An 8,132-nucleotide genomic window follows, 5' to 3' on the forward strand; every position below is an offset into this window, starting at 1 on the left:
ACGGTGCACACCGCGGTCCCGCCCTGCTGCGCCCGCCCGTCCGGACTAGAATCCCAGGCATGGGAGAGCGCGCAGGCGCACCCGACGCGCCGCCACTGGTACTCGTCACCGACTCGGACTCGCAGCTGATCGACCCGGGCCGGGCCTACCACGTCGGCCGCGACCCGACCAGCGAGATCGTCCTGGACGACCCCCGGGTCTCCTGGCACCACGCCGTGCTGCGCGCCGCCGCCGGCCACTGGCTCCTGGAGGACGTCGGCAGCACCAACGGCACCTTCACCGACGGCCGCCGGATCCGGCAGGAGGACGTCGGCCCGGGCACCCGGCTGCGGTTCGGCGATCCGGCCGACGGCCCGTCCGCGAGCTTCGCCGGCCTGCCCGCGCCCGCCGTCGGCGAACGGCCGTCGTTGATCGCCCCGCAGGCCTCGGGCGTCTTCCGCGCACCCAGCGCGATCATCCGGCTGCCGGGACGGACGGTGCGGATCGGCCGGGCGGGCGACAACGACCTCGTCCTGGACGACCTGGTGGTCTCCCGCCACCACGCGGAACTGCGCACCCTCCCCGACGGCGGCCACGAGATCGTCGACCTGTCCAGCCACAACGGCACCTACCTCAACGGCCGTCCGGTGGACCGGGCCCCCGTCGGCCCGGCCGACATCGTCGGCATCGGCCACTCCGCGCTCTGCCTGTCCGGCGACGAACTGGTCGAGTACACCGACACCGGCGAGATCTCGCTCAACGTCCAGGGCCTGGTGGTCCGGGTCGGTCCCGACCACCGGGTGCTGCTCGACGGCGTGGGCTTCCCGCTCGCCGAGAAGGCCCTGCTCGCGGTGGCCGGGCCGAGCGGCGCCGGAAAGTCCACCCTGCTCAACGCCCTGACCGGGCTGCGCCCCGCCGACGAGGGCACCGTCCTCTACGACGGCCGCGACCTCTACCGCGACTACGCCGAACTGCGCCGCCGGATCGGCCTGGTGCCGCAGGACGACATCCTGCACACCCAGCTCACCGTCCGCCGCGCCCTCTCCTACGCGGCCGAATTAAGGTTCCCCGGCGACACCAGCAGGGAGGAACGCGAGGCCCGGGTCGACGAGGTGATCCGCGAACTCGGCCTGGAGAGCCGGGCCGACCTGGTGATCTCCAGCCTCTCCGGCGGCCAGCGCAAACGCGTCAGCGTCGCCCTGGAGCTGCTCACCAAGCCCTCGCTGCTCTTCCTCGACGAGCCGACCTCCGGCCTCGACCCGGGCATGGAGCGCTCGGTCATGACGATGCTGCGCGGCCTCGCCGACGACGGCCGCACGGTCGTCGTGGTCACCCACAGCGTGCTGAGCCTGTCCGTCTGCGACCGGCTGCTGGTGCTGGCCCCCGGCGGCCGGACCGCCTACTACGGCCCGCCCGACGAGGCGCTGGAGTTCTTCGGCTACACCGAGTGGCCGGAGGCCTTCGAGGCGTTCGAGAGCGAGGACCACGCCGCCTGGCAGCGCCGGTTCCGGGAGTCCCCGCAGTACCAGCGGTACGTGGCCGCCGGCGCGCTGCCGGCCGTCCCCGCCCCGTACGCCGCCCCGGCCGGCGGGAGCCCGATCGGTCCGGAGAAGCCGCAGGGCTGGGCGTCCCAACTGGCCACCCTGGTCCGCCGCTACACCGCCGTGCTGGCCGCCGACCGGCTCTTCCTCACCGTGATGATCGCCCTGCCGTTCATCATCGGCGTCATGTGCCGGGCCATGGCCGGCTCCCGGATCACCTCCGAGAACGCCATCAACGTGGTGCTCACGCTCTGCATCGGCGGGCTGCTCACCGGCTCCGCCAACGCCGTCCGCGAGATCGTCAAGGAACGGCCGATCTACCAGCGCGAACGGGTGGTCGGGCTGTCCAGATCGGCGTACCTGGTCTCCAAGGTGGTGGTGCTCGGCACGATCACGGTGGTGCAGGCGGGCGTGCTGACCACCGTCGGTCTCGCCGGGGTCGAGCTCAGCCCCACGCTGGCCACGGGGGTGCGGGTGCACAGCGGCGTCGTGCTGCCGCCGCTGGCCGAGCTGATCCTGGCCGTGGCGCTGCTCTCCTTCTCGGCGATGATGCTCGGACTGCTGGTCTCGGCGCTGGTCCGCAAGGAGGAGGCCACCATGCCGATGCTGGTGCTCCTCTCGGTGGTGCAGATCGTCTTCAGCGGCGCCATGCTGAAGCTGCACGGGGTTCCCGGTCTGGAGCAGTTCGCCTGGCTGGTGCCGTCGCGCTGGGGTCTGGCCGCCATGGCCCAGACCATCGACCTGCACACGGTCTTCCCGACCGCGATCACCGCCGACCCGCTGTTCCGCCCCGACCGCACCCGCTGGCTGCGCTGCATGGGCATGCTGGTGGGCCTCTCGGCGGTGCTGGGCGTCGCCGTGCTGGCACTGCTGCGCCGGCAGGAGCCGGCGATCATGCGGAAGTAGCGCGAGCATCGGGAACACCGGAAGCAGCCCTGCGACAAGCAGCCGGGAGACAGGCAGCCGCCCATGGACGAGTTCGAGTTCCGCCCGACCCACGTCGCCCCGCCGGGCGGGATGGCCACCTGGGCGGCGCCGGACCCGGGTCGGCCCTCCACCCCGCTGGACCCGCTGCTGCCGGTCCGGCTGATCGGCCGGCAGGGCGACTGGGGGCAGGTGCTCTGCTCCAACGGCTGGTCCACCTGGGTGGACGGCCGGCTCCTGGTCTCCCTCCCCGAGGCGCCGCCGGGCGCCCTCGGCCCGCCCGCCCGCACGGCCGACCCGCGCCCGGCGCTGGCCGAGGCCGAGGGGGCCCTGACCCGCTACCGCTCCCTGCTGGAGGACCTCGCCGCCGGCAGCAGCGACCTGGAGACGTTCCGGGACCGGTCACGCGGCCTGCGGATCGGGCTGGTGATCGACGGCGAGGAGCTCTGGGTGTTCGACCCGGTGCACGACCGCTGGTGCTACTGCGACGGCCTCCAGCTGCAGACCTACGCGGTCGCCGGGCGCCCGCAGGCGGCGCCGCCCGCCCCGCCCGGCGCGTACGAGCCGACCCGGACGGGTGAGCCGTGATCCCCCCGGACCGGTCGGACGGACCGAACCCGCGCCACCCCGAGCCCGGCGAGGCAGGGCACGGTGGCACCGAGGCGGAGCACGGTGGCACGGAGCCCGGCGGCACGGAGCACGGTGGCACGGAGCCCCGCCGCCCCGCACCCCGCGACGCGAGCCCCGGCGACGCAGAGCCCGGCGGTTCGCAGCCCAGCGGTTCGGAACCCGGCGACGCAGAGCCCAGCGGTTCGCAGCCCGACGACGCAGCGCCCGGCGGTACGGAACCGCGCCGCGCCGAATCCGGTGACAGCACGCACCTGCCCGGCACGAAGTCCGCCCGCTCCCCGCGCGAGCCGGAGAGCTCCCCCAGCCTGCCGTCCGGCATGGTCGGCCGCCAGGTGGCCGGCTACCGGCTGGAGGCCGAGATCGGCCGGGGCGGCATGGCGGTCGTCTACCGGGCCAAGGACCTGCGGCTGGGCCGGACGGTGGCGGTGAAGCTGCTGGCGCCCGAGCTGGCCCGCAACGAGGTGTTCCGGCAGCGGTTCATGCACGAGTCGGAGGCCGCCGCCGCGATCGACCATCCGCACATCATCCCGGTGTTCCAGGCCGGCGAGGCCGACGGCATCCTGTTCATCGCGATGCGCTACGTCCAGGGCGGCGACCTGCGCGGCCTGATGAACCGCGGCGGCCCGTTCGCGGCCGAGCGGGCCGCCCGGCTGGCGCTGCAGATCGCCTCGGCCCTGGACGCCGCGCACGACCGCGACCTGGTCCACCGGGACGTGAAGCCCGGCAACGTGCTGGTCGCCGCCGGGACGGACAGCGAACACCCCGAACACCTCTACCTGGCGGACTTCGGGCTGACCAAGAAGTCGCTCTCGCTCAGCGGGCTGACCAGTGTCGGCCAGATCGTCGGCACCCTGGACTACGCCGCGCCCGAGCAGATCTCCGGCCGGCCGCTGGACGGCCGCTGCGACCAGTACGGCCTGGGCTGCGTGGTGTTCGAGATGCTGGCCGGGGCGCCGCCGTTCCGCCGCGAGAGCGATCTCGCGCTGCTCTGGGCCCACCTCAACGACCCGCCGCCCACCCTGCGCGACCACCGCCCCGACCTGTCCCCCGCCGTGGACGCCGTGGTGGCCAGGTCGCTCGCCAAGGCCCCCGAACAGCGGTACGCCGACTGTCTCCAGTTCATCGCCGAACTGCGGGCCGCGATCGCCGCCGGCGCCGGCGCCGGGCCCGGCGAGGCGTGGCGCTCGGGCGGCCCGCCGACCCAGGTCGTCCCGGTCATCGGTTCGTCCGGTCCGACCGAACCGCCCGTCGTCCCCGAGCCCCCGCCCTGGGCGGCCCCGGTCGTCCGCCCGCCTCAGCACTGAACCCGCCCGGCCCGAGCCCCTCCCCCGAACGCGGAGCCCTCATGAACGCCGTCAGCCAGCTCTTCGCCCTGCTCGCCGCAGCGATCCACGTGATCGTGTGGCCGCTGGAGAGCTTCCTCTACGGGCATCCCCGGGTCCGCTACATGCTCACCGGCAGCACGGCGGACGCGCCCGAGGTCCGGCTCTGGCGCTTCAACGTCGGCTTCTACAACCTGTTCCTCGCGCTCGGCCTCGGCGTCGGGGTCACCGCCCTGCACACCGGGCACGAGACGACCGGCCGCGCGCTGATCACCTACGTGAGCGCGTTCATGATCGCCGGCGGGATCACGCTCTTCGTCTCCGAGCCCAGGCTCTGGCGCGGCGCCCTCGGCCAGGCGGTCCCCCCGGCGGTGGTCCTGATCGCCGACCTGTTCTGAGCTGCTCCGTTCTCCGAGCCGTTCCGCTTTCCGAGCCCCGCCGGCCCCCTCCGAGCCGACCCGACCCGAGCCGCTCAGGGCCGGGCCGCTCCGGGCAGCGCTAGGGGCTCTTCACCTCGCCGGGCCGCCCCAGCCCCGCCGCCAGCAGGCCGCCCAGCCACCCCGCCACCAGCCCCCACCCCGCCGCCAGCGGGACGGCCACCCAGAGCTGCGCGCTGAGCGAGAGCGAGCCGCCGCCGAGGCCGGCCAGCGGGTTGCTCCCGCCGAGGACGGATCCGAGGAGGTCGCCGAGCCCGCCCTCGCCGACGCCGACGCCCAGCACCGAGAGCCCGTAGTCGGCGGACACCCGGGTCCAGACGCCCACCAGCAGCATCGTGACGGCCGCCGCCGCGCCCAGCCGGACGGCGTGCCGCCAGACCCGGACACCACGCGGCGAGCGGTACGCGGTGAGGAACCCGGCCGCGAGCATCAGCACGGCGGCCAGCGGCAGCAGCCACCAGGCGCGGGCGTCCTGCTCCGCGAGGGTGCCGAGGCTGACGGTGGCCTCCTGGCCGTCCGGTGCGCGGAGCACCGCGGCCAGCGACTTCGGCACCGGAAGACCCACCGCGCCGGCCAGGTGGCCGTGCCATTCGGCGCCGAGCCCGACGCCGAACGCCAGCCAGACCAGGTTGGGCAGGGCCAGCAGGAGCACGGCCATCGTCTCCCGCGCGTTGCCGTGCACGGCGGCGGTCAGCAGGCCCGCCACCACCCCGATCGCCACGTAGGCGAGCAGTACCAGCAGCATCGCGAACGCGGCCGGGCGGACGGCCTGCTGGAACGGCACCAGGGCCCTCGGCAGCGGCGCCCGGCGGGAGACGGCGAAGGCGGCCGCCAGGACGACCAGCAGCCAGAGCAGCCCGAGGCCGATGGTGCTCGCCGCCTCGGCGTGGAAGCCGACCTCGGGGGCCAGGCCGAGGGCGCCGCCGAGCTGCTCGACGAGGTCGTTACCGAGCGGGACGGCGAACGTGTGCCGGGCGCCGACGGTGAGCAGCGCGAGCGCCACCACCCAGACGGCCGCCGTCCGGGCGACCCGGCCGAGCAGTTCACCGCCGTGGGCGACGGCCCGGAACCGCAGCTGGCGCAGGAACACCTCGGTCATGACCAGCGCGCCGATCAGGCCGACGGTCAGCGGCATCGCGGTGATGCCCGCGTCCACGTGGGCGAAGAAGCCGGCGCCCCCGTCGAGTTGGACGGTGCCGCCGACGGCCAGTGCCAGCGTGGCGGCCAGGACCGACGGGAAGCCGCCGCCCGGCAGCGCGTCGGCGCCGGCCGCCCAGAGGCCGAGCGCGGCGACGGCCGCCATCGCGGCGAGCCCGGCGAGGACGACCGCGAGCGCGTCCAGCCAGCCGCGCAGGGCGCCGGGCGGTCCCGCCGCCGCGGTGGGGGGCTCCGGGTGCATGGGGGCTCCTCGTGGACTCGGGTGCCCCCCTCGCGTCTGAGACCAGGTTCACCCAGGACGGTCCGCCGCGCGCTGCGTACGCACGGCGACGGCGCAGCAGGCGGACGGCGACGGCGCGTGCAGGCAGCCACGCAGCAGGCGGACGGCGACGGCGCGTGCGGGCAGCCGGGCGGTGTCGCCGCCGATGGAGGCGACGGTGCCACGGACGGAGGTCGGTGGGCGGAAGCGCCACGAACCGACGGGGACGACGCCGCGCGCGGACGGCGACGGTGGCGCCACCTGGTGTTGCGGCGTCCGGTCGGCGGGGGCAGAAATGGAAGCCAGTGGCAGGAGCCTTCTGTGCCGGTCGTTTCGCCGGCAGCCTGCGAAACGGAGCCTCGATGAGTTCCCAACCGCCCCCGTCCGGACCGCCGTCCGGACCGCCCTCGGGCCCGCCGTCCGGACCGCTCTCCGGGCCGCCCTCAGGCCCGCCGTCGGGCCCGCCGTCCGTTCCCCCGTCCGGGCCCTCAGGCCCGGGCGCTCCTTCCGGCGGCGCACCGGGCGGGCCGTCCGGTGGGCGTCCGACGCCGTGGTGGCGCTCCGGCAGGAAGCTGGCGCTGGCCGCGGGCACCGCCGCGCTGGCCGTCCTGGCGGCGGTGCTGATCATCAACAGCAACGGCAAGAACGGCGGGGCGAGCGACGCCATCCCGGCCGCCAACGAGGTGGCGCTGCAGACGCCGTCCGACCAGGGTCCGGCGCCGTTCACCCAGTCGGTGGAAACCACCGGCGTCACCGCCCCGCAGCCGACGTCGGCCGCTCCCGCCAGTCCGGGCGGCAGCACGAAGACCACCGCCGCGGCCTCGCCGACCGGCATCCACAGCGTGCAGGGCTCGTCGGCCGGGCTGTACGCGGGCTCGATGTCCAAACCGGCCTGCGACGTCGACCGGCTGATCTCGATGACGTCGACCGGGGACACCGGACGGGCCTGGGCGTCCGCCCAGGGAATCAGCCAGGCGGACATTCCGGCCTACCTGCGCTCGCTGACCTCGGCCTACCTGCGGGTGGACACCCGGGTGACCAACCACGCCTACAAGGGCGGTGCGTCGGTCGCCTACCAGTCCGTCCTGCAGGCCGGCACCTCCGTCCTGGTGGACGCGCAGGGCGTTCCCCGGGTGCGGTGCGCCTGCGGCAATCCGCTGGGACCGCCGACCCTGGTGACCGACGCCAAGTACACCGGCACCTCCTGGGCGGGCTTCCACCCGTCCACGCTGGTCGTCGTGGTGCCGGCGCCGCAGCCGGTGAAGGAGTTCATCCTGGTGAACGTCTCCACCGGCGGCTGGTTCGCCCGGGTGACGGGACAGGTCAAGGTGGAGGACCGGCCGGTCCAGCCGCCGAAGGAGCTGGCGCCGGGCATTCCGCCGGCCGAGCCGATGAAGCCCGCCACGCCGTCCGCCTCGGTGTCGGGGTCCACCTCGGCCTCGACCTCGGCCTCCACCTCGGGCTCCGGATCGGCCTCCACCTCGGGCTCCACCTCCGGCTCCGGCTCGGCCACCCACTCCTCCGGCTCGCCGTCCGGGCCGTCGTCCTCGGCGAGCACCGGCTCGACGTCGGCCTCCTCGTCGAAGTCCTCCGCCGGCACCTCGTCGTCCTCGCCGCCGCCCTCGTCCGGCAAGCCCACGGTGACCGTGACACCGTCCACGACGACGACCGCGAAGACAGCTACGGCTACGGCTACGACCACGGCTACGACCACGGCTACAGCCACGGCTTCAGCGACGACCACGGTCACGGGCACGACGACGGCCACGGGCACGACGACCTCGGCCCAGCAGTCGGCGACCGCGACCTGAGCGACCGTCCCGCCCGCACCACAGCCACGGGTGCGACGGCCGGGTGCGACCGCCGGCTGACCCTCCCACCC

General features: G+C 74.9%; 6 protein-coding genes. 5 read left to right on the forward strand and 1 reads right to left on the reverse strand.

What is annotated here, in order from left to right; genetic code table 11:
• The first annotated feature begins 59 nt into the window (after nucleotides 1-59).
• The 4 genes from ACFC1F_RS11315 (at nucleotide 60) to ACFC1F_RS11330 (ending at nucleotide 4,794) form a co-directional block, all read left to right on the forward strand.
• Entirely contained in the window at nucleotides 60-2,426 is a 2,367-nt protein-coding gene (locus ACFC1F_RS11315; RefSeq protein WP_209410997.1) for an FHA domain-containing protein, read from the forward strand.
• Nucleotides 2,427-2,489: 63 nt separating this feature from the next.
• Complete coding sequence (locus ACFC1F_RS11320; protein WP_376157297.1) at nucleotides 2,490-3,032, forward strand: hypothetical protein; 543 nt, start codon at nucleotides 2,490-2,492, stop codon at nucleotides 3,030-3,032.
• A gap of 359 nt (nucleotides 3,033-3,391) precedes the next feature.
• The gene (locus tag ACFC1F_RS11325) at nucleotides 3,392-4,378 is read left to right on the forward strand and encodes a serine/threonine-protein kinase (protein ID WP_209411102.1); all 987 of its coding nucleotides are present in this window, start codon (nucleotides 3,392-3,394) and stop codon (nucleotides 4,376-4,378) included.
• 41 nt (nucleotides 4,379-4,419) lie between these two features.
• Nucleotides 4,420-4,794, forward strand: a complete 375-nt coding sequence (locus ACFC1F_RS11330) for a DUF1304 domain-containing protein (RefSeq protein WP_376157298.1) — start codon at nucleotides 4,420-4,422, stop codon at nucleotides 4,792-4,794.
• 100 nt (nucleotides 4,795-4,894) lie between these two features.
• Here ACFC1F_RS11330 and ACFC1F_RS11335 read toward each other — a convergent pair whose 3' ends face one another.
• Nucleotides 4,895-6,232 (reverse strand): streptophobe family protein, encoded by a 1,338-nt coding sequence (locus tag ACFC1F_RS11335; RefSeq protein WP_376157300.1) that lies wholly within the window; start codon nucleotides 6,230-6,232, stop codon nucleotides 4,895-4,897.
• A gap of 635 nt (nucleotides 6,233-6,867) precedes the next feature.
• Here ACFC1F_RS11335 and ACFC1F_RS11340 point away from each other — a divergent pair.
• Nucleotides 6,868-8,061 carry a DUF6777 domain-containing protein gene (locus ACFC1F_RS11340; protein ID WP_376157301.1) on the forward strand — a complete coding sequence of 398 codons (1,194 nt, stop codon included), beginning with the start codon at nucleotides 6,868-6,870 and terminating at the stop codon, nucleotides 8,059-8,061.
• Nucleotides 8,062-8,132 lie beyond the last annotated feature (71 nt).

The sequence above is a fragment of the Kitasatospora sp. NPDC056181 genome (assembly GCF_042266225.1).
Classification (GTDB): domain Bacteria; phylum Actinomycetota; class Actinomycetes; order Streptomycetales; family Streptomycetaceae; genus Kitasatospora.